Origin of the sequence: Psychrobacter sp. NPDC078631, assembly GCF_050268165.1 — a bacterium.
Classification (GTDB): Bacteria; Pseudomonadota; Gammaproteobacteria; order Pseudomonadales; family Moraxellaceae; genus Psychrobacter.
On sequence record NZ_JBNNGG010000001.1, the window covers coordinates 804,213 to 829,614 of the forward strand.

A 25,402-nucleotide genomic window follows, 5' to 3' on the forward strand; every position below is an offset into this window, starting at 1 on the left:
CAATATACAGCTTGAATGGCTTTTTGTGTTTTAGAGCCAGTTTGAAAGCTATCTATTATTTTAAAAATTCAGGTTGCATAAAGGCAGGGTTTGGATACGTATAAAATCCTTCACCAGTCGCGAATCCTAGTTTGTTTTGATCGATTAATTGCTCTTTTAAATATTGAGCAGCCTTGAATCTCACAGGATTTTGAGTTTTTTCAGCAGATAGTTTTGTGATGTTGTAGGCAGTGTTGATACCGATAGTGTCCAATATGGCAAAGGGACCTGACGGCGCGCCAGTTACTATCATCCACGTTTTATCTATCGTATGTGGATCGGCAACCTCTTTTGCAACCAATTGCAAAGCTGCATCTATAAAAGGTGCCAACAAACTGTTCATGATATAGCCGGGTTGCTCCTTATCCAGCGGCATTGCCACCATACCGATGTCAGTAGCAAAAGCAACAACCTCATCAAATACTTTAGGATCTGTCCCAGGATGCCCCATGATTTCGGCGACATTATGCATCCAAATTTTATTGGCAAAGTGTAGCGCTAAAAACTTCGCAGGTCGTCCCGTTGATTCTGCAAACTGGCTAGGAAGTAAGGTTGAGGTATTGGTCGCAAAGATGGTTTTCTCTGGCGCTAATTTGGCAAGTTTTTCATAAAATTCGATTTTAATTTCAGGAATCTCGGGAATGGCTTCAATCATTAGATCAGCATCTTTGACTGCTTCTGCTAAGTCTGAGGTGTAGCTGAGATTATCAAAAGCCTTATCCAACTGCTCTTGAGTTGCCCTCAAATCCTTTCGAAAAGCCTTGCACATCAATTGAAATTTTGACTTTGCTTTTTCTAAAACCTCATCATTGATGTCATAGACACTGACATTAAAACCATGAAATGCGGCCTGAAAAGCAATTTGGTAGCCTAGGATGCCGCTTCCCGCGACAGTTACATTTTTATACGTCATTGTATTTATTTCCTAATAGTAGTGGATATAAGTTGCTAGATAAATGTCTAGAACTTATAGACCTATTATTAGATGGTTTTTCTTAATTATTCAACCTTCATTTTTATAAAAACATTAAAGAGAACCCAAAAATCTCGCTATGCAGGTATCAGATAAGTCCACACTACTTGACTTATTATATTATTAACTAATTCAATAACTTGCTGACTGTATTACTAGCTTCATACCTAATGATTTTATGATAACTGAAAGCTAATTTAATATCATAACGATATTTTTAATGACTGTTGATGTCAAAATATTGTCGACGAGGTTATAAAGGAGGACGTAAGCAGTGATGTAAGAGTACTCAACAGACCCTAGGGCGTGTCCTCAATTCAATCGATAGTCACCTAAATGGGTTAAAAATGGCTAAATCTCGCCAAACAGCGTCAAATAGCTGACTAATATCTCGATATTATCTTCGCTATTTTCCTTGTTTGACTGCGATTTATTTAATTTTTATCACCATTTTTAAAATGAGGACACACCCTAGTACGTTCTAAAAATATCAGTAGACGCGATAACCTGTTCCCTAAACCACTGATGCTTAGGGTCTTTCTGATATTTTTTGTGCCACAGCATCCGCATGGTAATCGGTGTGGGTTGATAAGGTAATGCCACGCTGTCTAAATGCTCAAATCCCAACGTATTCAATTTACTGGGGACAATGGCCATTAACTCTGACCCCTTAACGAACGTTGCCATCGTCGCAAAGCTATTGGTGCGTATGACGGTATTGGCATCTATCGCTTGGATAATGCGTTTATCCGTTTGGCTGGCAGACGCGCCTTTGGTAAAGCTCAGTCCCACGTAGCGGGCGTTATCAAAATCTTGCTCGGTTACTGGAGGTGAGCGGTACGCAGGATCGTAATAGCACCGTGCCACATCGTCAAATAAGCGCACGCTCATAATGTCATTGTGATCAGGGGCAAAGGGGGAAAACGCCAAATCAATATTATGTTGCCGAAGTTGCTCAATATTAGGCTTGCGAGAAGGCAATATATTTAAGCGAAATGAGGCCACTTGTGCGCTAATTTGTTGCATTGCCTGTGTTAAAAACACACCCACCTGATAATCATTTGCCAAAATCGTGTAATCAAAATGAGCCAGCTTTGGCTCAAACTCTTGGGTCTGCGTTAACTCATCTAGTCGAACCAATAACGGCTTAATTTCTTGATATAAATATTCGCTTTTTTGGGTTGGCATCACGCTTCTACCCGAACGCACAAACAACTCATCGTCAAATATTAGCCTTAGTTTTTGCAAACTGTGGCTAATGGTCGATTGTGTCAGATCCAATTGTTCGGCAGTTTTAGTCACTGTGCCGACCTCGTGCAAGGTGGTGAATACCAACAAGTGCTGTCCGCTTAACGCTAAATAATCGAAATCTTTCATAATAAGTATGAACAAACCTCTGTTTTTATTCATGAGTTGGTAGCATATGATGGTTGTCATCAGGTTGCAAGAATTTAATATTCCAAAAACCCCAAGTTTTAAATATTGCTTTATTAAATACTGTTTCATTAAGTACTGCTTTATTAAACATTAGGTCTTTGATGAAGCAGTCACTAACCATTGGCTTTGAACACCTTCTTAATTAGGGAACACTTATGACATCTTTAACCAACGCAAAAGCATTATCTACCTTTGCTGTTTTGGGCTTATTTGCACTACCTACAGTCGCCATGGCAGATATGACAGAGGGTTTATATGGCACGGCACAACTGGGCTATAGCATTGCGAACACTGACTCAGAAGCCTATGGTAATAATATTGCAACCGATAACGATTTCCCAAGTTCATTTGAAGCTGATAATAGTATGGTCGGCGGTATAGGATTGGGTTATCAGTTTAACCAGAACCTACGTATAGAAGGTCGATTGGCAAAACGTAGCTTTGATATTGATGACTCACGTTACGGTACAGGCGCTCGTGATGGCGAGCAATACATTTTAGATGGTGAGTTTGAAAGCTTAACGATGACTCTTGAAGGGTTTTATGATTTCCCTATTAGTCCCTCATTTACCCCTTATGCTAAGGCAGGTATTGGACTTTCAAAAAATGACTATTCTGCTCGATTGGGCGGAACTGGCGTAGCAGGGTTTGACGCATTTGATGGCAAAGCAGATGGTTATTATGACAACTACGCTGATGGCGACTCTAGCGAATTTACGTGGAATATTGGAGCAGGTGCAAGCTATGCATTGACCCCAAGCACCCATTTATATGGAGAGTATCAATACATCGATTTTGGTGGCGACGTACAAACAGGACAAGACGGCTTTAGCGATGGCTTTGAGCTCAACGACGCTTCTGCTCATGAATTTAACTTAGGCTTACGTTATCAGTTTTAAGGTTTTGTAATTTATTAACTTATCTTAGCCTCGATATTTCATCTGTCTCTAAATACTTAAAACAAATTCTAAATCATCAATCTATCCAAAAGGTATCACTATGAAGATTTCAAAAGCTGCTTTATTAACCACTGTTGTTATTAGTACATTTGCATTGACCGCTTGCAACAACTTACAACCTGCTCATCAAGCTCAAAAGCATACACAGTATAACAGCCATCATCAAGGTGCTGACGTAGTATCAAACGCCAAAGTGATTGAGATTGCCTCTTTCAAACTTAAACCAAGTATCTCTTATGGTGACTTTGCCGTTCTTGATCACAGCGTTGAAGTCAATCATGTGGCAAAACAAAAGGGCTTTGTGTCTCGTGAGTCAGCAATGGGCGAAAACGGCGAATGGGTGGTTGTGGTGCATTGGGAAACGTTAGCGGATGCGGATGCTTCCATGACAAGTTTTACTAAAACACCTATGGCAGCTGAATTTATGGGCAGTATAGATTTAAAGACGATGGCAATGAATCGTTATACCTTAGTAGATTAGTTTGAAATAAACAGCAATTTCAATCAGTTGCAAACCAGTAGCTCGATTAGGGTCAATAGATAGACCCTAATCGACTTTCATTCTAGTTAAGCGAATCAAAGAGGTGCACTATGAAAATCGCAGTTACAGCCGCTAATGGAAAACTAGGGTCTGCCATTATTGAGAACCTACTACAGGCGCATGCCGAAACAGACATCGTGGCGCTGGCACGCACTCCTGCCAAAGCTGAGTTTTTGACTAAGCAGTATGGCATCGAGGTCAGAGCAGGTGATTATGATGATGTACAACAGCTTGAGAACTCATTACAAGGTATAGATAGCGTTTTACTGGTGTCTAGTATGGATGAGCCTGCTAAGCGTATTGGTCAGCACCGCAATGTTATCGAGTCTGCGAAAAAAAATGGTGTGACAAAAATCGTATATACCAGTATTCAGGGTGCTAGTACTCAAACTGCGTTTGCGCCGATTGTGAAGAGTAATCAGCAAACAGAACAAGATATCAAAGATAGTGGTCTCAATTGGGTGATAGGCCGTAATGGTATCTATATCGAGCCTGATGTGGATTATATCGATAGCTATAAGGCGCAAGGTAAGATTGCTAACTGTGCAGGTGAGGGCAAGTGTGGCTATACCACTCATGAAGAATTGGCGGTCGCTTATAGCCAAATGCTAATCAATGCTAAGCACGATGCCAATACTTATAATTTAAATGGTGAATCCATTACCCAGCAGCAGCTCACTCAGTACTTGAATGACAGGTTTGGTGCAACGCTTAGTTATCGCTATATGACTGTGGAGGCGTTCAAACAAGACCGTATTGATGAACTAGGCGAGTTTATCGGTACAGTGATCGCTGGTATTTACGAGCAAATAGCAATAGGTGCTATGCACAACCAAAGCGATTTTGCCAAGGTAGTGGGGCGCGAACATATGAGCTGGACTGAGTACTTTAACAATTAATAAGACCGCGCATACTCAAGCTAGATATTATTTGAACGCTCTTTGATGTAATGCAAAATGTAAGGAAGACTATTATGCCTATGATTACGCCTACGAATAAATCCGTTACCAAATTCGAAGGTTTACACTTGTATCACGCGCCATTTTCCAACTATGCTATGCGCGTAAGGATTGCATTAGCGGAGAAGCAGCTAGAGTGGACAAGCCATCTTATTGATCTATCCAAAGGTGAACAGCGTAGCAAAAAATATCTAGGAATCAACCCTAACGGTGTGGTGCCAACCTTGGTAGATGAGGGTGTGGTTATTATTGATTCGACTGATATCATTGATTATTTAGACACCACCTATGAACCCAATTCGTTGTGTCCTGATAGTGAAGCTGAAATGCAGGCCATGTATGATTGGATGCATATGGCAAAAGATAATCATCTGTCCATAAAAACTTATATGTATTATAAATTAGGGGCCACGGGTCTTAGCGAAGAAGAGCTAACAGAATACCGAAAAAACCAAAGTTATGACAAAGCACTGTTAGCATTTCATGAGAATCGTAGTAGATATGGTTTTAGTCAAGAGGATATTGATAAGGCAACCGCAGTTCTTGACGACTGTTTTGCAAAAATGGACGTGCGTCTCAAAGATCATGATTGGCTAGTTGGCGACACCTTTTCATTGGCGGATATTACTTGGATTCCGCAACTGGTTGTTTTAGGTAGATCAGGCTATCCTTTTGCGCAGTATGCACACTTTGAGCGCTGGAAAAATGCAATTATGGCACGCCCTAGTTTTAAACAAGCAGTTACTGATTGGTTGAAGTAGAGATGAGTAACAATAATCATGTGCCTGAGTGATTAATAGTTCGTTATAGATGTGCTTTGGCTATAGCTTTACCATCAAGTAATAGCATACGCTTAGCCAGTGCATCTCCCTTTGCTTGAGTTTGATATTAGTGATCAAACATAAAAAAAGCGCCCATCATAGGCACTATTTTTTATTCTATTTAATAAGCAAAAATCATGATAGCTTTTTGGTAAAAACTATTTTTAGTAGTTGGCTTTGATTTGTGTTTCTAAGAAATTAGCCGCGACGTCATTGTACAGACTACAATAAACTTCTTCGATGTCAGGATTAGTATTGAAATTCTCTTGGACTCCGCTTTGATTATAGAAAGCACCATATATCAAACCGTTGTATCTAACAGCTGCCACGATCTCGCCATCTTCATCAGTATACCGAGCAGCTGGTAGCTCGTTGTCGATTCCGATGTTTTCTTTGACAAGATTGGTGACAGTATTATACGTTTTCTCGTTAGCAATCCACTCATCTATAGTCATGCTACCTTCATCTTCGTCTTCAGAAAAGGTATAGAAATTTTGATTAGGTGTCTCTAGGAATATATAGCATTGAGAGCCATTAGGAAAAACAGGGTTAACACTGCTAGGAAAAGAAGATAAATCAGTGTCAATACCTGTTTTAGCGTTGGATGGCTGTTTGCCTACGCCTTCAAGGTCAAGGGTTATAATGTCATAAGTTGAATTGACAGAAGCATTTCCTGAACGAATATTTAGCTTGAACGTATCACTATCAACAAAGTTAATGTTATAAAACTGACTATCAAAATCCTCAGGAACCGCAATGAACAAATTTTGGCCAGCGTAAAATTCTAATTCAGAGACATCACCTACGCTGTCCTGATATGCAGTAGGTGAGCTTCCTACAATAGTAGATATTGTCTGCATTAAGCCGCTATTGCTAAGTCTATAAGCGAGCTTACCCCATCCATCTTTATATTGGTTATTTGATATATCAGTAAAGGGGTCAAACTCTGTATAGCTTAGTTCACTATTAACGATAGGACCACCATTTCCATTGCTTGCGACGTACTGACCGTCACTATCTCCACCACATCCTGTAAGTACTAGGGCACTGGCCAATGCGAGGCCCGTATATAATTTATTAATTTGCATATTGTTACCTATCGTTAGCTTCCCGTAAGAAAGTAATCATAGTTAAAGCTATATTAAATTGCAAAACAAAATTTCAGTCTTAACGTTATCGCTACAATTGTAATATATTTTACTTAGTGAGATTGTCCTGATTATTTATTAAAAATCTACAATTTATAAATTGTGTCATTTGAGCAGCTAATAGCAATGGTCTGATTTATAGCAAGATAAAAAGACATTGATACAGGTATTATTGATGGGTAAAAAGTGAATGATTATTAATGGAAAAGATTATCGTATCGTTTTATTAGCTAGCTTTAGACAAGTTATTTATATTTATCATATAAAATATATTCATGGAAAATGATGAATATTTCTGATATACCTAGTTATACTAATTAATTTGGTTAGTTTATCTAATTAAACTAATTGGCTGTATGGATTTTTAATCTTATGTATTGGAGTTAAGCAACCATAAAGGATTGTAACTATGAAATTAGCAAAAGCTGTACTCGCCAGCATCTGTATCTTACCGTTAGCCACCATCGCTTATGCTGAAGACGTTAATACTCAAAACTTACGTATTTCTGAAACCTCAATGATGAGCGTCAATGAAGCAGCACCAGCAACCATGAAAATGCACAATGATAATGATCATATGGGCGAAAAATCGAACGCCATTCAAGACGGCAGCGATGTAGAAGTGGACAAAGAAAGAACGTGGCGCTGGCCTTGGCAAAAGAAGAACAAAGAAGTAGCGACACCTGAGCGTCCAAAGTGCTGTTAGTTCATTAACTATAAAGGACTACCACGATGAAATTATGGAAAGCCATCTTAACTAGCATTTTTATTTTTCCGTTAGCTACCATCTCTCATGCTGAAGACGTCAATACTCAAAACTTACGCATCTCTGAAACTTCAATGATGAGTGTCAAGGACGCTGCACCCTTAAGTATGCAGAAAAAAGAAAAAGTACCGACAGATAATAAATCCAGTGCCATTAATCATTCAAATGATGTTGAAATTGATAAAGAACAAGGTTTCAGATGGCCTTGGCAAAGAAGAAAAGACAAGGCTCTTGAAGCTATCGAAGACTTTAAGAATCAATCAAGACCCTGAAGAGGCTCAAGGAGAAAATCCATCATATGGATCATTTGATGGTAAACCTAACGTAGTTTTTTACAGTGGTTTCAGATGTTCACAGTGATTTATTGATATTAAATACTTTTACACAAGGATGTATATTATGAATATTTATAAGCAAATAACGATACTGACACTGAGCATGTCTTTAGTAGGGCTCAGCCATGCCGCCGATGATATGGCAGGTGCCAAAAATGGTATTACTTTAACTGAGAATAGTGACGTGAGTATCAGAAACCACAACTGGAGCACAACGAATAGAGAACCTAAGCATAAGCGTAAACGTAGTACTGTTAAAGTGAGTGCACCGATGGAAGAAACCGCCTCGCAAGTAGCTCTTACTAAGTTTGCTGAAGACAATAACATGATTGAAAAAAGCTATGGTGACGTTTGTGGCGCTTTTATGGAAAGCCAAATGGCAGAGACTAAATCGCAAGGACATCGCTGGGGCAAGTCTGAGTCACATTGGACCAAAAAATCATTTAAGATTTTTAAAGCACGTGTATTTACGAGTGGTGAAGAAGAGCTGGCGCAAAGCGCAGGTCATCTATTTGGTAAAACTATAAAAAAACATAACTGTATTACTACTAAAGTAGGGATCAATGACGAAAACGTTGAACTTGAGTCCATGAAACTAGCAAAATAATTGAAAAATGCTATATATGCTATCTAGGAGTAGAACAAAGTGACAGTTAAAAATTTAGCTGTCATTTTTTATGTACTAAGCCACATTTTGGAGAGTATTCATGAAAACCTTTTGTTACCTACTGGTGAGTCTGCTTTTTTTGTATTCTGCTCAAGCCAATGCCCTAAATACTAACGAGAAAATGATCAATGAGCTGTATCAGGATACTGAGCTTGATATTGATAATGTAGATGACGTTTTTGCATACGTGTTATCACAGACTGACGATACCCTCACTATTTACCCTTCAGAGGGCTATTATTACTTTAACTTTTACCATCAGGGCAACTTAATAAAAGGCAATATGTTGGTGGGTCATAAGTTAAGACAGCAAGGCAGCTTATCCTTTATATATTTTTATGACATAGCCGGCAAAGAACGAGGTGAGTTTAAAACGCATCATAAACTATATAAGTCATCAGACATATTTAGCTTGAAAAAGTATCAACCTAACTTATATCAATTGACCTTCAAGAATATTAAAAAAAATCTTAAGATTAATCAGATAGAAACAGATGCTGATTTTGTAAAGACGCTTGAGAGTCAAGGTTTTGAAGTCAACCTACCAATGATGGATGATTCGGGAGTCACACTCTATTTGGCATTTCATCCTACTACCAATAACTTTTATTATATTAATCCTTTATCGAGAGATGATGAGTTTTATTATCCTGTTGGCGAGGTACTTAAAGTGGGTGCTAGGACTCAATTTGTCTACCTACCTATGGAAAAATTTGCCATATTAGTAGGCGTTGATGCCAATAATGTTTATAAAAATAACTATTACGATGGCCCTTTTGATCAGCTCCCTGACGAGGCATTAGCTAATATAGAATATAAGTCTTATTTGTATCGAGTGAATCCAAGTTGGAAAAATAAAATATATGATGACGGCTATTTTATAAACGACCCCGACGCCCGTGTTGCACTGACCAATTATTTTGAATATCTATCGCTTGATGAACTCAAAAAAATTCAACCTTGTGCATCTGATAAAAATCCGCTGCAATGTTTAGAAAACAGTGGGATGCGTTTTTGATTTTGCATGATGCTGTTTGATATAAGAACACTGCTAGTTATCGCAATACGTTGCATCACGATTGATGATAGTAGATCAGGCAAAGGTATAGTCTATGGGATTTCCATAGTAAAAAACGCAATATGGCTTAACACTTCTTAAAGTTTCTCTAAAGTAAAAATTGATATTATCTTTTTAATATAATAGATCTATTATTTTGTCACTATAATTTTTTGAATGAGTAACGACAAGTAGCCACGATGGTTAGACAGGTACATAGGTGTATCCTGACTATGGCCAACTTTTAAATATCAATTCAAACGAGAGCGTGTTATGACCCTTACAAAAACGGCTCGAGCTTTCAGCTTGCTGGCTATTGTCACTGCCATACAAGTTTCATCACTGACCTCTGCCTACGCCCATGACCTTAGTGAACATACCATCGCTGCCAAAGAGTGGCAGATCGCCGGCCAGCCTAGTGTCGCTGCTGATTTTATTAAGTTAGAAGACGATACTGTTTATTTAACGGATAGCCATCATCAGTTGCTCTCTTTTGATTTGTCGGACTTTTCAGCCAATGATCAAACCTATATTTTGGAAAAAAACGCTCATATTCAAGCGATCAATCAGCTAGCAGTGATTGAAAATCTAGTAAGTAGTAATCAATTAACGGCTATCCAAAATCCAAGCGATACCGCTGTTATCGCCAATAATAATGAGACTGCACTAAACAAAGCTGATGCGGAAAGTTCTGTTATAACGGATAACAGTGACACGCGCTCTGTTTTATTCTTCTACTTGTTGGGTGGTTTGGTCTTAGCGAGTGGTTTGGTTTTGTTCTATGTTTTGAATATACGCCACAAGAAAAACCGAACCTTAAAAGTAGCTTATTCAGTTTTTGGTGCATTGGGTTCAGCTGCTTTACTTGTCGCCTGTAGCAGTACTGAGACGGCCCAAAATATCGGTGAAAAGACTAAAGAGGCGGTTGCTCATTTGCCAGTACCAGCCAATGATATTGATTTGATGACGTCAGTATTTGGCTCATTCGATAACGTCAGTACTCATCATGATGATAAATATCTGTATGTTGAATCAAATGGTATTCCAAGCCACGAAATGATGACAGGTATCACCAGTTGGCAACAGCAAGTACCTATAGACCAGGATTATACCAATGAGAACAGTTGGGTCATTCCTTTACAGCCTGAGCTTGCCGATGAGCCTTTAATGGCCAAAGACAATTTTATGAAAGGGGCCATCGCTATTGCAGCTAATGGCATTCCTATATTTAACCCATTAAACAATCGTGGTGAGGACGCCAAAGCATTCGGAGAGTTAGACAATTGGGGCGGGCATTCTGGACGCGCTGATGATTACCACTATCATCTTGCACCAACCCACCTACAGTCACAAGTTGGTGAAGGTAAGCCCATTGCTTATGCACTAGACGGCTTTCCTGTCTATGGTGAAACTGATGATGAGCTTGATGAGTATCTAGGCAAATTCAATGAAGACGGTAGTTATGAATACCATGCTACCTCAGAGTTTCCGTATTTAATAGCAGGTTTGCGCGGTAAGGTCACTATAAACCCAGATACAAAAGCGCCAGAAAATGAAATTTCACCGCAAGCACATACTCATGGCGTTCGCCCAGCGCTGACGCCTTTGCGCGGAGCTGAGATCACAGATTACAAGATTGTAAGTCCGACTCAATACAGTCTAACGTATACCTATGACGGTCAAGAGCATAAGCTTAACTATGGTTGGGGCGCTACTGAAGCGACCAAAGATATTTATACTTTTGAATTTATTGATCCAGAGGGTACGACCGTACAGACTTATAAACGCACTGATGACATACAGAAAAAATAGTGTGCATTCAATGATAATGATCAGTTATAGAAATAATAAGCTGAGTTCAAAAACCATCTTATATAATGCTAAGGAATCCTAATGAAACCTATTTTAATACCTGCTTTGCTAACCACGACAGTATCGGCTGTATTGCTGGCGGCGTGTAGCCAAACTCAGATAGACTCAGCGGCTACCGATGCCAATGAGCAAACGACAGCATCAGTAAATAGTAGTGCAGATGCCAGCAGCTATACTGGCACCGCTAGCTTAACCCAAGGTGTTGCTCAGACTGACGTGACAAACGCCTATGAATGTGACCGCGGTCGTCAAACCAACATCGGCAGTATCCAGTCAACTGATGGTAAATCGTGGACGGTACCAGCAGTAACCAATTTGCTCAATACAGATTTCCCAGTGGCGTCTGACTTAAACAACCCTTGTACGGGCAACGACTATCGCACCGCCAGTGAAGCTTTAGCTCAACTTGATGGCTCAGACATCATTGAAATAGACGCAGATGGCGAAGTGTATACCGCTTACGTCTTTGCAGATAATTACTTTGAGATGTACGTCAATGGTGTAGCCGTCGGGCGTGACAATGTACCGTTTACTCAGTTCAATTCAAACATTGTACGTTTCAAGGCAAAAGCACCGTTTACCGTTGCTATGCATTTGGTCGATTGGGAAGAAAACTTAGGTATTGGTTCAGAGAGTAATCAAGGCTCAGAATTCCATGCAGGAGACGGTGGTCTAGTCGCTGTGATCAAAGATAAAGACAATAGCATCATCGCCAAGACTGATGAAACCTGGAAAGCACAAACCTTTTATACCGCACCGATTAGAGACTTGTCCTGTGTTAGTGAGTCAGGTAGCGAACGACTATCTAGTAATTGTGTTACCACAGCTAATGTACAAGACGGTTCGGCAGATTATGGACTGCACTGGGAATTGCCTACCAACTGGCAACAAGCAGACTTTGATGATTCTAGTTGGCCGAACGCCACCACTTATAGTAACCAAACCATTGGGGTAGACAACAAATCAGCTTATACCAATTTCATAGATATTTTTGATAATGAAAAAGCAGATGCTGAATTCATCTGGTCAACCAATGTCGTACTCGATAATGAAGTTATCGTACGTTACACAGTCAATGGATTATAGAATTTTATTTAGATTGGTCAGCCTTTATGACAGCTACTAGGTAGTAAATTTTCAGCTATTAAACGCCTATATTAATAACATTATTTAGTACAACTGAACTTCATGCCTGAGCACTTTATACTTATAGCTAATAGTGCTCAGGCATTCTTTGCTTTGATTAAAGCGAAGTCGACATATATGACTATTATCGTCAAACACTCTCATCCATCTTTGCTTATTCATATGAAAAACAGGCTTATTACTTAGCAGTAGTAAGCCTGTTTTTGATGTAATGATTCTCGCAAATGCGCTACAAGCAGTTTCAATTTTTGGTCCGGTTGCCGTGCCTTGGGGTAAACCGCATACATGCCCATTTTCTTTCTTGTAAAGCGTTGCAAAATCTGGGTGAGCGTATTTTGCTGCATTTCTTCATAAACAAGTGCTTGTGGTAAAAAGGCGATACCTAGGTCGCTGAGAGTCGCTTGTTTAATCGCATTAAGATGATTGCTATGAAACCGCCCCTGTACAGGAAGCAATTGCTCTGTACCATCTATATATAGCGGCCATATACCATTCGCCGTATGATCAAACTTATAGACCAAACACTCATGACTCCGTAATTGTTCAGGGGTTTGAGGTGTACCGTGTCGCTCTAAATAGTCTGGTGTCGCACATATGACCCACTGGCTATCTATAAGACGTCTTGCAATGAGTGATGAGTCTTCAAGCTCTGCTGTCCTTATCGCCAGATCAAATCCTTCTTCTATCAAATCAACCAATCGATTGGTAATCTGTAAATCTACTGATATTTCTGGGTGTTGTTTACAGAATTCGGCAATGGATTCGCTCAATATTAGATTTGCAGAGACCGCTGGCATGGTTATACGTATGTTGCCTTTCATGTCCTCACCATAGCCTGTAACGGCATTTTCAGCTTCCTGAAAGGCAAATTTAGCGATTTTAGCTTTGTTATAAAGCGTCCTTCCTGCATCGGTTAAGCTTAACTTTCTGGTTGTCCTATAAAGCAGCTGTGCATTTAAGCTTTCTTCTAATCTTGCAATGCGTTTACTTACCACTGAATTCGTTAATGACAGCTTTTCAGCGACCCGAGAAAATGACCCTTCATCAACCACTTGGACGAATAAAACCATATCGTCAGCTTTGCCCATACTTGTTCCCCAATTGGTGTAATACGTTTTGGATTATAGCAAAAAAAGAAAATAATATTATCCTTTGATGCAATATATCAATGTATTGACAAGGCGTAGAATATTTTAGGGAATTTTGAGCATTTGACCATTTAATCATTCTATTAATCATGTGACTGACAGAGATTGTTTTCGGCTTCGTCTGACCGACAGCATGAAGTTATAAAAACAAATGCTTAGATGAAGTGGTTCAAGGAAGATTACACGATAAAAAAAGGATTATGATTTTGAATCAAACAATATATGGACTGTTGGCATTACTGCCAATCGTTCTCTGTGGTATTTTTTTGATAGGCTTGCAATGGTCAGCCAAAAGGACCATGCCAATCGTTCTGGCGGTTACTGCCGCGCTTGCCCTCTTTGTATGGGATATGACGCTTAATCGCGTGTCTTCATCTATTATTCAGGGATTGGTCATTACGGTTTCAGTATTGTGGATCGTATTTGGCGCTATTTTCTTATTGAATACGTTGAAGCATACTGGTGCCATTGCTGTTATCCGTGCTGGGTTTACCAATGTATCGCCAGATAGGCGGGTGCAAGCCATTATTATTGCTTGGTGCTTTGGCTGCTTTCTTGAGGGGGCTGCTGGCTTTGGTACAGCGGCCGCTATTGCCGCGCCTTTACTCGTCGCGATAGGATTTCCAGCGCTGGGTGCTGTGTTGATGGGAATGATGATACAAAGTACGCCTGTGTCATTTGGGGCAGTCGGTACGCCTATCGTTATTGGAGTAAATAAGGGGTTAGATACAGTAGCCATTAGCGCCCAACTGGCACAACAAGGACTAGAGTGGGGCGATTTTTTACAACTGATTACCAGCCAAGTAGCCATTATGCACGGTGTTATTGGTACATTTATGCCACTTTTTATGGTGATGATGCTCACACGTTTCTTTGGTAAAAATAAAAGCTGGAGAGAAGGCTTCGCTATTTGGCCATTTGCTATTTTTGCGGGTTTGGCATTCACAGTCCCTTATACCCTAACAGGTATTTTTTTAGGGCCAGAGTTTCCATCATTGGTCGGTGGTTTGGTCAGTATCACTATCGTTGTTAATGCGGCAAAACGTGGATTTTTAGTACCAAAGACCACATGGGATTTTGAACCGAAAAAAAGCTGGCCAAGTGAATGGCTTGGTAAGCTAGTAGTTAGCAAAGAAGACATCACTCCTGCGTTGAGTGATAAAAAGATGTCCACGGTCATGGCGTGGTTTCCTTATTTGTTAGTTGCCCTTTTATTGGTGTGTTCTAGAGTATTAACAGGCTTTCAGTCTTTGCTGAACAGCGCGACAGTAGACCTAACCTCGATTTTAAGTGAGGCAGATATCAGTGCTAGCTTCAGTCCTTTATACTTACCAGGCGGCTTGTTATTAATTAGCGCCTTGGTTGCCGCGGCTTTTCAAACCAAAAGACCTGCCAGTGCACTAAATAGTGCCTTTAAAGAATCAGGCAAGACTGTACTAGGGGCTGGGTTTGTCCTTATTTTTACGATTCCAATGGTTAGGATTTTTATTAATTCAGGCATAAACTTATCAGATGTGGCGAGTATGCCTGTCGCCAGTGCAGAGTTGTTTGCGGGTACTTTTGGTAGTGTTTTCCCTCTAATTAGTGCAACCATTGGAGCGTTAGGTGCTTTTATCGCGGGCTCTAATACCGTATCCAACATGATGTTCAGTCAATTCCAATACGAAGCCGCCATGAGCTTACATATTTCACCTTCTCTAATCATCGCGGCTCAAGCAGTTGGCGCCGCTGCTGGTAACATGATTGCAGTACATAATGTGGTGGCTGCATCGGCAACGGTGGGCCTACTCGGTATGGAGGGCGCCACACTTAGACGTACTATTTTACCTACTATCTATTATGTGTTGTTCTGCGGGATTATCGTCATGGCTGCCATTTACTTCTTTGGTTTTCAAGGGCCTTTAGCATCATGAGTGACACACAATCACCAAATAAAGAGCGTCATATGCCGTCATTAAATAGAGCTTCATCAAACCTTTTCTTATCAAATATAGCGCATCAAGATCAAGACACACTTCATCCTGAGCAAGTGTTAGACAAGCTAACCCATTTACTGGGAGCCGGCAATGTACAGGCCGATCCAGAAAAAAACGAACACTATAGAATGGGGTGGCGCTCTGGTGGCGGCAGCGCTTTGGCTGTTTTGTTTCCACAAACACTGCTGGAGATTTGGCGTAGTCTAGAAATATGTGTGGAAGGCGACTGTATTATTATCATGCAAGCAGCAAAAACGGGACTGACTGAAGGCTCAACCCCGAGCGGTAACGACTACGATAGACCAGTGGTTGTGATCAATACCCTTGCAATGAATCAGTTGTATTTGGTGAATGATAACGAGCAAGTGATTAGCTTACCTGGCGCCACGTTGTATCAGTTGCAAAGTCAGCTTAAAGCCGTAAATAGAGCACCTCACTCGGTCATCGGTTCATCGACGTTAGGTGCATCTATCATTGGCGGTGTCTCTAATAATTCAGGTGGGGCTCTGGTGAAAAGAGGTCCTGCTTATACCGAACTTGCTTTGTTTGCCCAAATAGACAAGCACGGTCAGCTAGTGCTGGTTAATCACCTAGATGTAGAATTGGGTGATACTCCAGAAGAAATACTCACTAACTTGCAAACAGGTAATTTTGACAAAAGAGCATTACCTGACACTGGTAAGATGGCATCTGATAAAGAATATATCGCCAGAGTCAAAGACGTTGATGCAAGCACACCAAGTCGTTTCAATGCTGACAAGCGAAGACTGTATGAAGCAAGCGGCTGTGCTGGCAAGCTGGCGGTATTTGCAGTGCGTCTTGATACCTATCCAACGGCTACAAAAGAGAAAACCTTTTATATAGGTACCAACAGTGTGAGTGAGCTTGCACAGCTCAGAAGGCAAATATTATCGAGCTTCGATAATATCCCTGAAGTGGGTGAGTATATGCATCGTGATATATTTGATGTATCTGCTAAGTATGGCAAGGACACGTTCCTGAGTATTAAGCATCTTGGTACCAATGCTTTACCTCGACTATTTTCTATCAAAGGCGCTATGGATGCAAAATTCCATAAATGGCCATGGATGCCAAAGCATTTCACTGACAAAGTCATGCAGTTCGTCGCCAATATATTTCCAAAGCATTTACCGAAGCGAATGCTAGAGTACCGCGACCAATATGAGCATCATCTCATCTTAAAAATGAGTAATGCTGGCATAGCAGAAGCACAGGATTTTCTGAAGGTATTTTTCGACGCTTCAAATACGGGTAACTATTTTGAATGTAGTCAAGAAGAGTCAGAAAGCGCCTTTTTACATCGTTTTGCCGCCGCAGGTGCCGCATTACGTTATGAAGTCATACATGAAAAAGAAGTCGGCGATATATTGGCATTGGATATTGCTATACCACGTAACGAATTAGAATGGCTTGAAACGTTACCTGAAGATATTGAACAACATTTGGAAAAGAAACTCTATTATGGACACTTCTTTTGTTATGTATTTCATCAAGACTATATTCTGAAGAAGGGTAGTGATGCACATCTTGTTAAAAAAATGATGTTAGAGCTACTGAGCGCCCGCGGAGCCAAATATCCTGCTGAGCATAATGTCGGACACCTATACGAAGCGGAACCTGATTTGCAGAACTTTTATAAAAGTCTAGACCCAACCAATACCTTTAATCCGGGTATTGGTAAAATGTTGAAAACCAAACGCAATTGCTCGTGTTGTTTATAACTGAACTCTATAACTGATATTTAAAACTGGCCATGGGCTGATTATTTATCAGTAGCTAAGTAGCTAAGTAGCTAAGTAGCTAAGTTGCTGAATAGTTCAGTGTTTGTCCATTATAAATTGTTCAATACACCCTCAGAAGCACTGCCGATTGGTAGTGCTTTTTTATTATTTCTCGGTAAATGTATCAGTGGCCTTGAGTTCAGAAGCATATTTATTCAAAATGATTTTGTTATCTATTGTTAAATACCAGTCGATGCTATGTATAATGCAGCACTAGCATAGCTTTCACTCAGTATGGCTTTCACTCATATGCCTTTAATAAGAAGATTACATTATGTCAAACAAGCGTCCTTTATATATTCCTGTTGCTGGACCCGCTCTTTTAGAGACACCTTTACTGAATAAAGGTAGTGCTTTTTCATCAGAAGAACGTAGTAGTTTTAATTTAACGGGGCTATTACCTCATAATATTGAAACGATTGAGGAGCAATCATTACGTGCTTATCATCAACTAAGCTCATTCACTGATGCGATGGATAAGCATATTTACTTGCGTAACATCCAAGATACCAATGAAACCTTATTTCATCATCTCATTGAGCAGCATATCGAAGAAGTCATGCCGCTCATTTATACCCCAACCGTTGGTCAGGCGTGTGAAAAGTTCTCGCAAATCTATCGTCGTAAACGGGGTTTGTTTATCTCATATCCTGAGCGTCACAAAATCGACGATATGCTACAAAATGCCACCAAACAAAACGTCAAAGTGATCGTTGTTACTGACGGTGAACGTATCTTGGGCCTAGGGGATCAGGGTATTGGTGGTATGGGTATTCCAATCGGTAAGTTGTCTTTATACACGGCTTGTGGTGGTATTAGCCCAGCTTATTGTCTACCTATTTTGCTGGATGTCGGCACCAATAACCAACAGTTGCTTGATGATCCTATGTATATGGGCTGGAGAAATCCGCGCATCTCTGGCAATGAATATAATGAATTTGTGGACTTATTTATTCAGGCCGTTAAGCGCCGTTGGCCAGAAGTGTTATTGCAATTTGAAGATTTTGCTCAGGAAAACGCTACCCCGTTATTGAATAAATATCGTGATCAGCTATGCTGCTTTAATGATGATATTCAAGGGACTGCTGCGGTATCGGTTGGTACTCTGATTGCAGCGTGTCTAAATAAAGGTCAAAAACTTAGCCAACAGAATATCGCATTTTTAGGCGCAGGATCTGCAGGTTGCGGTATTGCTGAGCATATTATTCGCCAAATGCAGCGTGAAGGATTGACTGAAGAGCAAGCTCGTAGTCAAGTATTCATGGTTGACCGTTATGGCTTGCTAACAGATGGCATGACAGAGCTGCAAAAATTCCAAGAACCATTAGTACAAAAAGAATCAGCTATTGCAAGCTGGGATAAAAGTAAGAAACTCGGCTTAGCGCAAGTGGTTAAACAAGCAAAAATTACCGTATTATTTGGTGTTAGCGGACAAAAAGGTCTGTTCACCCAAGAAGTGATCGAGTCGCTATGTGCTAATACTGAGCACCCAATTGTACTACCACTTTCAAATCCAACGTCTCGTGTGGAAGCAACGCCGCAAGAAGTCATGAATTGGAGTAAAGGTAAGGCAATTGTTGCGACGGGTAGTCCGTTTCCTCATACCACTTATAACGGTCAGTCTTTTGAGGTTTCTCAATGTAATAACAGCTATATTTTCCCTGGTATTGGTCTGGGTGTTTTAGCAGCACGTGCGACAGGTATCAGCGATAATATGCTAACAGCAGCAAGCCAAGCCCTTGCAGATATATCAATGGAATACGAAAAAGCACCTGGAGCCATCTTACCGCCGATCAAAGTTATCAGAGAGATCAGTGAAAAAATAGCGTATGCAGTGGCATTACAAGCGGCTCAAGATAAGCTAGCACTACCTATCACATCGGAGAATTTACAACGCCGATTAAAAGCGAACTTTTGGTTACCTGAATATCGTAACTATCGCCGTACTTCTTTCTAGGTTAGAAGTTAGATAGGAAAATTCCTAATATTAGGTACATTATCTAAGTAAAATGCTAAATCAAAAAGGTTGCTAGCGCTATATTACATATAGTGTTGGCAACCTTTTTTGTTTCTATCAAAGTCCATTAGTTTATCAAGTTTACTTCTACCATTCCTTCAGTATAGCTAAGCTTAAGTATTCAAGCATGCATCTGCTTAAAGAAAAAGGTAGTGATTAACCGTTGAAGTTAGGAGTACCCCCAATTATTGATTCAACTTTATACGTAAGATATGGTATGGCTTCACAGAGCCCTCTTTACCTTGATTTAACGCAGGGTTAAGATGTAGTGAGTTTTGAGTGATGTATAAGTAGCCATTTTGAATTGAAAACCCATCAGCCCATGATAGTAGATTGTCATCTTGAGCAAAGGTCTTGAAACCATCTTTAGTCACGATACTGACGGCATTTTTTTCAATATCTCCAACGTAGATATCTCCATTATCTGCCATAATCATCCCATCACTAGGACGTTTTTCACCATAAAACTCTATGGTTTTACTCAGTTGGCTGTCTGTTAAATTATCATTGGCAAGTGATGAGGCAGGCAAGCGGTAAATTACACTACCATTCACTGTACCGAAATATACCCATTCATTTTGGGCATCCATAGTGATTGGGTTTAAACTTAGGTAAATTGCATCGGAACTACCATTTTCACGCTTAGTTGCCATTAATGACCCATCAATAGTAAGGTCATGCTCAGGTGCTAAAAGTGCTTTATTTGCTTGAAGAACACGGCGAGAGTTACCTGTGTCTAAGTCAACAACTACAAAAGCAGGTGCAGGTGCTCCTGACAAATTACCGAGACTAGTATCAGCTATGTATATTTTATTGCGCTTAGTATCGATAACAAAATCTTGTAAGAACGAGTTGTCTACAGTAGCATCACTATCGATCTCAATGCGTTTAAAGAGTCTGTTATTTAAGGTATCCCAAGCTACGATTTGAGCAGGCGAATTTTTGCTACCCATATCTAGAATCCAAACCACTCCATCGGGAGTGCTTTCAATACCAATAACTGAAGCAAATCCAACATCCCCTTTATCTGGACCATCAGCCCAATCTATGTTTGGAAAAGGTTTAGTTGAGCCATCACTCATCAATTCAACCACACGGTATTCAGGGTTGTCTAGGGGCTGCATGGATAGAAATGTTCGTCCTTGTTGAGTTACCGTGATATTACCAGGGCGAGTATCATCTATTTGCGCAACGACTTCAATATTGTTGGCATGAGCTGTGCCTAATACCAATGCAGCACTTATAGCCAGTAGTGACTTTAAATATTTCATTTGAATCTCCTGTATTTATTGATGTATATAGGTACTCAAGCATAATATTGAGTGTATGACGTTTAGCACCTAATACTATTTATTCACTAATCGTTATTAATACTTTTAGTTTAATGTTAGTTACTCAATAACGATCATTTCATTCAAAGTGAATTTTTCTATTGCACCTTCAGTGGCTTTTGAGTAATCGTCAAAATGCTTATTACTCATATGAGCTTGCCAAAGTTCACGTGACACCCAATTTTCGTAGAACATAAAATGAGCAGGATTTTCATTATCTTGATGTAAGTCGTAATTGATACACCCTTCTTCAGCGCGAGTAACACCAATCAGTTTTATCAATTCTGTTTTAACCAGTTCGATTTGGTTTGGTTTTGCCATGATATTGGCAACGATGGTTAATCTAGCCATAATAGAATCCTTTTTAATCACTAATGTTAAGTTTTATCAAGTCAAAAGATATCGTTAGTGATCGACTGCTTTAAAACGATTATATATAGCTAGCTATAGTGGAGGTAGAGGCTTAAATCAAGAAACACTTTCAATGATATCTTGAAAGTAGTTGTTGTTTATCATAATTAATGCTGCCGAAATTCTCATTGACCAAACCGAAGTATTAATAATAATGCCTAAGAAAACCAAACTACATATCTGAGCACTTTATACTGATAGCTAATAGTATTTAGGCGTTGTTGCTTTGATCAGAGCGAAGCCTATAAATGGCTATTGTCAATATTACAAACACCATAATATTGAAAGAGGTATTACCTAAAAAACTATGGTTCAGTTAATGTTTTTTCTGATTGGACTGCCATGTATGTAGTATTAAAAGGACGACTTGTATTGTATTTATTTTCTTAGAAAGCAGCTTCCCAAACCCAAAGAAATCACCTTAACTTGAACAGCTAGGGTGATTTTCTGTCTATGCAGTGATATAAAAGTATAAGGTCTGTATGGTCGCTTAGCTTATTTTAGTTATGTATAAATCAATATACGTAAAAAACCCTTGTAGCTCGATGCTTACAAGGGTTTAAATGATTAATACTCATATTTTAACTGGTGTGCTTACTCAGAGTAAGCTGTGGGCTTAACGGTTTTTTATACCAAGCTATATTTCGTGGAATTGTTGAAAGTCCATTTCTACATATATTTATGGTTAGTTCTCTGTAATGGCGAACGGTACAATAAAAATGCTGCATCGAATAGTAATATAGCATTTTTGTTCGATGCAGCGCTATGTTATGTGTCTCTGTACTACTCGTATTTTAGCTTAGAAACTGATTGATATGCTCACCAATTTCATCAGGCTTCTCATCAATCAACCAATGAGCGACATCTTTAATCCAGACAAGCTCTGCATTTGGAATCGCTTCTGCCAGCTTTGGTGCATATTCCGGTTTTTGGAAAGGGTCTTTGTCGCCCCACATAATGAACGTCTGATGTGGAAGGTTGCTAAGTTCGTCAGTAAGGGCCTGAGTATACTCTTTATTCAACCGTCTGAGATTGCGAAAGAAGGCATGCTTGCCATCTTCAGTTGACCAAGGTTCAAGATACATCTCGATAAGCTCATCAGTCATGACACTGTTATCATATACACCTTTTGGTAGGAAACCTCGCATCATGCTCAAAAAGTCCTCTAGACTCATCTCTGACTCGGCACCAGGTTCCTGTAGCGGCTCAAAATCTGGGATAGGCCATGAATCGAAGCAGATGCTATCTATCAAAATAAGCTTTCGAACTTTCTCTGGATAATTGACAGCTATCAACTGAGCAACGCCTCCACCAATATCATGTCCAACAATATCTGCTTGCCGCGCACCTAGGACATCCATGAGTTTTACAATCATGTTGCTTTGCGCATTAATGGACACATCTGCGCTTTTTGGTTTTGCAGATTTCCCATAGTTGAGAAGGTCAGGGGCGATGACCCGATTTGTTTTTGCAAGTTGTGGAATAATATTTCGCCACATGAGGCTATTGGTTGGAATCCCGTGCAGCAGGATTATTGGACTACCTGAACCTTGTTCCAGAAATGCAATCTTATGCCCGTCAATGTATGTATAATTTTCTGTTATTTGAGTGCTCATAGCATCCTCCTAAAGATGAATATTAATAATCTTGGAATCGTTCTACGGAAAGGAGAGACAGTTTTTTCAGCTAGGATAAGGCAATAACTGACCCAACGTTAAAATAGTAATGTGAAGGAATTCTTCAGTAAGTATGCGGTCTCAGTGATCAACGGCAACATGGCTATCAAAAATAGCACTAACTGTTTACGGATCCTTATTTATGAGAAGCTTAGTACCATCACACTATTTCTTCTTCTCACTTATTCAAAAGCCTGATGAAATGGCTTTATTGAAATAACGCGACTTTACAAAAGACTGTTGTAACGAAGGTCGTACTGAAGTTAGATAAACCAACCTGATGAAAGGGATATTAATCATACATTAATAACAAAAGCATTATGGCTTCAGCCGTTATAGGTTTGTAGCTCAACCGTTATTAATCGTTAACTACCGTGTATTAGAAGTAATAAAAAACCCCACAGCATATAAGCTATGGGGTTTTTTATTACTTCTAATATTATTTGATGGTGCGCCCACCAAGACTCGAACTCGGATCGATCGCTTAGGAGGCAACTGCTCTATCCTGTTGAGCTATAGGCGCATTATGGAGTGACATTGTAGAAAAAAGCAGTCATAAAAGCAATCAACAAAAGATAAATAAAGACAATTTATCCTTACTCACCATTGCTAAGCGCGTCAGTGACATCTACAGCATGATCACCTGATGCATTTTTCGCCTGTGAGGTTGGTTTAAATAAGTCATTTACACTGTTCTTATAACCACTAATGTTCTGATAATCATATTTTTTTAGTATATCTTGACCTGTGCTCGATAGTAAAAAATTACGGAAGTTAATAGCAGTTGTATCGTCTGTCAGGATGACACCTTCAAGCGCTTGTTCATCTTTTAGCGCATAGTTAAAGGGATTTAGAGTGTGTATCTTTTTATCTTTGTTATGCGTACTATTATCACTATTTTTATCATATGTATTACTTATATCATTGGCTTCAGTACTTTTTTGACTTTGACCATTTCTATCTTGTGCCCGTTGCAATTCTGATTGTAGGAGTGATACCCGTTCTGTAGATAGGCTGTCGTCATTAGTAATAATCATATCTGTATCAAAAACGAAGTCAGAGAGTTTGTCTTTGGTAGAACCATTACTTGGTACTGTAAGAAGGTCGTTAGAGGGGACATAGCTCGCTAACACTTGCACGTGCGGATAACGAGATTCAAAGCTCACAATGATATCGTCCAATGGTATCTGTAACTTCTCCTCTGCTCGAATGTATAAAACACTGTCAGCAATCTCTCTTGATTCATTCCCTTTCGTACTAGGGTCTGCTTCACTTTCACTTGCCATGATTGGCAATGGGTCTGTGTTTTTTCGATTACTGGTCCACAACCAAATAAAGACTGCGATAAAGATTGTGAGCAGTAGCAAAATTAGCCCAGCCAGCAGTAGTTTGTAGTCTTTCATATATTACTGCTCTTTTATTATTAGTTGATTCATAGCAACGTTTATATACAGGGTGGTATCTAGTTTTTAAAGCTTTTGTTCTAGTACTTCATCGGTTAATTCAGCCAACATGTCTGCAAAGATATCCGTGTCTGCAGAAGGGGTAGATACTTGTTCTTCATTAACTTCACCACTTTCATCAGTATGGCCATTGGTTTGGCGATTTATTAGAGAATCAGGTTGGTCGTTTAATACCTTGGCAGCGGGTGTAGTAGTTTGATGCGCTGCTAACGGCGATTCACCGGTCAACAATCTGTCTTTTAACCATCTAAACCCATGTGTCTCCCACCATGCTTCAAAACGTGGCAACGTGCTACCACGTACTGCTACAGGTAGATCTAGCGTTCTCAATTTCTGCGCAAGGACAGGGTCGCTGATAGCTTGATGGATGCTCAAATAAAGTGAGCTGCTATCATCCGTATATGGTCGTCTGTTTTGCCATGATCTGTCATCGATTTTCATACGTGGCAGTTGCCACAACTCACCGCGATAATACACGACGTATAAGCGTTGTTTTGGATGGACAAAAATGGCATCAATGGGACGCAATGGCATAATATTAAGTAATCCCGTCAATAGAAAGTGTTATTTAGATACAGGTTGTAAAGGCCCATTTAAAAACCGCAATGAGATTATTTCATTGTAAATATGAATGATAGTATAAAACGACACTAAATGTCGCAAGCTTATTATAATATCAGCATCTACACTAGTAAACGATAACCATCAATGGCACACTGATAGCAAATTTGGCATGTCAACGTTATCAATGGATATGTAGAGTTTGCTACTATGATTGTTTTTGTTTACGGCCCTCATGCTAGCAGAAATGCACCATAGTAACGACCATCAAACATAGATTGATGAGTATCGATTTTT

Annotated in this window: 22 protein-coding genes and 1 tRNA gene; 13 read left to right on the top strand and 10 right to left on the bottom strand. The window is 39.7% G+C overall.

The window, feature by feature from the left end; all coding sequences use genetic code 11:
• Positions 1-55 precede the first annotated feature (55 nt).
• Together ACQKCP_RS03255 and ACQKCP_RS03260 are read right to left on the bottom strand one after the other, a co-directional pair.
• Positions 56-952 carry a 3-hydroxyacyl-CoA dehydrogenase gene (locus ACQKCP_RS03255; RefSeq protein ID WP_427611271.1) on the bottom strand — a complete coding sequence of 299 codons (897 nt, stop codon included), beginning with the start codon at positions 950-952 and terminating at the stop codon, positions 56-58.
• A gap of 531 nt (positions 953-1,483) precedes the next feature.
• Positions 1,484-2,422 (bottom strand): LysR family transcriptional regulator, encoded by a 939-nt coding sequence (locus ACQKCP_RS03260; RefSeq protein WP_427611272.1) that lies wholly within the window; start codon positions 2,420-2,422, stop codon positions 1,484-1,486.
• A 182-nt stretch (positions 2,423-2,604) separates the two neighbouring features.
• Here ACQKCP_RS03260 and ACQKCP_RS03265 point away from each other — a divergent pair, with 182 nt between their 5' ends.
• The 4 genes from ACQKCP_RS03265 to ACQKCP_RS03280 all read left to right on the top strand — a co-directional run bounded on the left by ACQKCP_RS03265 (position 2,605) and on the right by ACQKCP_RS03280 (position 5,669).
• Entirely contained in the window at positions 2,605-3,348 is a 744-nt protein-coding gene (locus ACQKCP_RS03265) for an outer membrane protein (protein ID WP_427611273.1), read from the top strand.
• 100 nt (positions 3,349-3,448) lie between these two features.
• Complete coding sequence (locus ACQKCP_RS03270) at positions 3,449-3,889, top strand: antibiotic biosynthesis monooxygenase family protein (RefSeq protein WP_427611274.1); 441 nt, start codon at positions 3,449-3,451, stop codon at positions 3,887-3,889.
• A 110-nt stretch (positions 3,890-3,999) separates the two neighbouring features.
• On the top strand, positions 4,000-4,848 hold the full coding sequence (locus ACQKCP_RS03275; RefSeq protein WP_427611275.1) for an NAD(P)H-binding protein: 849 nt from the start codon (positions 4,000-4,002) through the stop codon (positions 4,846-4,848).
• Between the two features lie 74 nt (positions 4,849-4,922).
• Complete coding sequence (locus ACQKCP_RS03280; RefSeq protein WP_427611276.1) at positions 4,923-5,669, top strand: glutathione S-transferase family protein; 747 nt, start codon at positions 4,923-4,925, stop codon at positions 5,667-5,669.
• Positions 5,670-5,893: 224 nt separating this feature from the next.
• On the opposite strand, the gene ACQKCP_RS03285 is transcribed toward ACQKCP_RS03280, so the two are convergent.
• Positions 5,894-6,817 (bottom strand): hypothetical protein, encoded by a 924-nt coding sequence (locus tag ACQKCP_RS03285; RefSeq protein ID WP_427611277.1) that lies wholly within the window; start codon positions 6,815-6,817, stop codon positions 5,894-5,896.
• 469 nt (positions 6,818-7,286) lie between these two features.
• Between ACQKCP_RS03285 and ACQKCP_RS03290 the strand changes: the two genes are divergently transcribed.
• The 6 genes from ACQKCP_RS03290 (at position 7,287) to ACQKCP_RS03315 (ending at position 12,660) form a co-directional block, all read left to right on the top strand.
• The gene (locus ACQKCP_RS03290) at positions 7,287-7,583 is read left to right on the top strand and encodes a hypothetical protein (RefSeq protein ID WP_201569043.1); all 297 of its coding nucleotides are present in this window, start codon (positions 7,287-7,289) and stop codon (positions 7,581-7,583) included.
• 26 nt (positions 7,584-7,609) lie between these two features.
• Positions 7,610-7,915 (top strand): hypothetical protein, encoded by a 306-nt coding sequence (locus ACQKCP_RS03295; RefSeq protein WP_427611278.1) that lies wholly within the window; start codon positions 7,610-7,612, stop codon positions 7,913-7,915.
• A 127-nt stretch (positions 7,916-8,042) separates the two neighbouring features.
• On the top strand, positions 8,043-8,585 hold the full coding sequence (locus tag ACQKCP_RS03300; RefSeq protein ID WP_427611279.1) for a hypothetical protein: 543 nt from the start codon (positions 8,043-8,045) through the stop codon (positions 8,583-8,585).
• Positions 8,586-8,685: 100 nt separating this feature from the next.
• Positions 8,686-9,663 carry a hypothetical protein gene (locus tag ACQKCP_RS03305; protein ID WP_427611280.1) on the top strand — a complete coding sequence of 326 codons (978 nt, stop codon included), beginning with the start codon at positions 8,686-8,688 and terminating at the stop codon, positions 9,661-9,663.
• 312 nt (positions 9,664-9,975) lie between these two features.
• Positions 9,976-11,514, top strand: coding sequence for a YHYH protein (locus tag ACQKCP_RS03310; RefSeq protein WP_427611281.1), 1,539 nt, complete (start codon positions 9,976-9,978; stop codon positions 11,512-11,514).
• Between the two features lie 81 nt (positions 11,515-11,595).
• On the top strand, positions 11,596-12,660 hold the full coding sequence (locus ACQKCP_RS03315) for a hypothetical protein (protein WP_427611282.1): 1,065 nt from the start codon (positions 11,596-11,598) through the stop codon (positions 12,658-12,660).
• Positions 12,661-12,902: 242 nt separating this feature from the next.
• Here ACQKCP_RS03315 and ACQKCP_RS03320 read toward each other — a convergent pair whose 3' ends face one another.
• A complete protein-coding gene (locus ACQKCP_RS03320) occupies positions 12,903-13,808 on the bottom strand; it encodes a LysR family transcriptional regulator (RefSeq protein ID WP_057760117.1) in 906 nt (301 codons plus the stop codon).
• Positions 13,809-14,074: 266 nt separating this feature from the next.
• Here ACQKCP_RS03320 and ACQKCP_RS03325 point away from each other — a divergent pair, with 266 nt between their 5' ends.
• The 3 genes from ACQKCP_RS03325 to ACQKCP_RS03335 all read left to right on the top strand — a co-directional run bounded on the left by ACQKCP_RS03325 (position 14,075) and on the right by ACQKCP_RS03335 (position 19,603).
• A complete protein-coding gene (locus ACQKCP_RS03325; RefSeq protein WP_427611283.1) occupies positions 14,075-15,781 on the top strand; it encodes an L-lactate permease in 1,707 nt (568 codons plus the stop codon).
• On the top strand, positions 15,778-17,586 hold the full coding sequence (gene dld / locus ACQKCP_RS03330) for a D-lactate dehydrogenase (protein ID WP_427611284.1): 1,809 nt from the start codon (positions 15,778-15,780) through the stop codon (positions 17,584-17,586). Before ACQKCP_RS03325 ends, dld begins: the two co-directional genes overlap by 4 nt.
• Positions 17,587-17,920: 334 nt before the next feature.
• Complete coding sequence (locus tag ACQKCP_RS03335) at positions 17,921-19,603, top strand: NAD-dependent malic enzyme (protein WP_427611285.1); 1,683 nt, start codon at positions 17,921-17,923, stop codon at positions 19,601-19,603.
• 245 nt (positions 19,604-19,848) lie between these two features.
• Here the strand turns inward: ACQKCP_RS03335 and ACQKCP_RS03340 are convergent, their stop codons facing one another.
• From ACQKCP_RS03340 to ACQKCP_RS03365, 6 genes are all read right to left on the bottom strand, one after another.
• Complete coding sequence (locus tag ACQKCP_RS03340; protein ID WP_427611286.1) at positions 19,849-20,934, bottom strand: L-dopachrome tautomerase-related protein; 1,086 nt, start codon at positions 20,932-20,934, stop codon at positions 19,849-19,851.
• Positions 20,935-21,054: 120 nt separating this feature from the next.
• Positions 21,055-21,345, bottom strand: a complete 291-nt coding sequence (locus ACQKCP_RS03345; protein ID WP_347163652.1) for a putative quinol monooxygenase — start codon at positions 21,343-21,345, stop codon at positions 21,055-21,057.
• An 854-nt stretch (positions 21,346-22,199) separates the two neighbouring features.
• Complete coding sequence (locus tag ACQKCP_RS03350; protein ID WP_347163654.1) at positions 22,200-23,021, bottom strand: alpha/beta hydrolase; 822 nt, start codon at positions 23,019-23,021, stop codon at positions 22,200-22,202.
• A 507-nt stretch (positions 23,022-23,528) separates the two neighbouring features.
• Positions 23,529-23,604, bottom strand: a tRNA-Arg gene (locus ACQKCP_RS03355).
• Positions 23,605-23,677: 73 nt separating this feature from the next.
• Positions 23,678-24,484, bottom strand: coding sequence for a hypothetical protein (locus ACQKCP_RS03360; RefSeq protein WP_427611287.1), 807 nt, complete (start codon positions 24,482-24,484; stop codon positions 23,678-23,680).
• A 66-nt stretch (positions 24,485-24,550) separates the two neighbouring features.
• A complete protein-coding gene (locus ACQKCP_RS03365) occupies positions 24,551-25,078 on the bottom strand; it encodes a hypothetical protein (RefSeq protein ID WP_427611288.1) in 528 nt (175 codons plus the stop codon).
• Positions 25,079-25,402 lie beyond the last annotated feature (324 nt).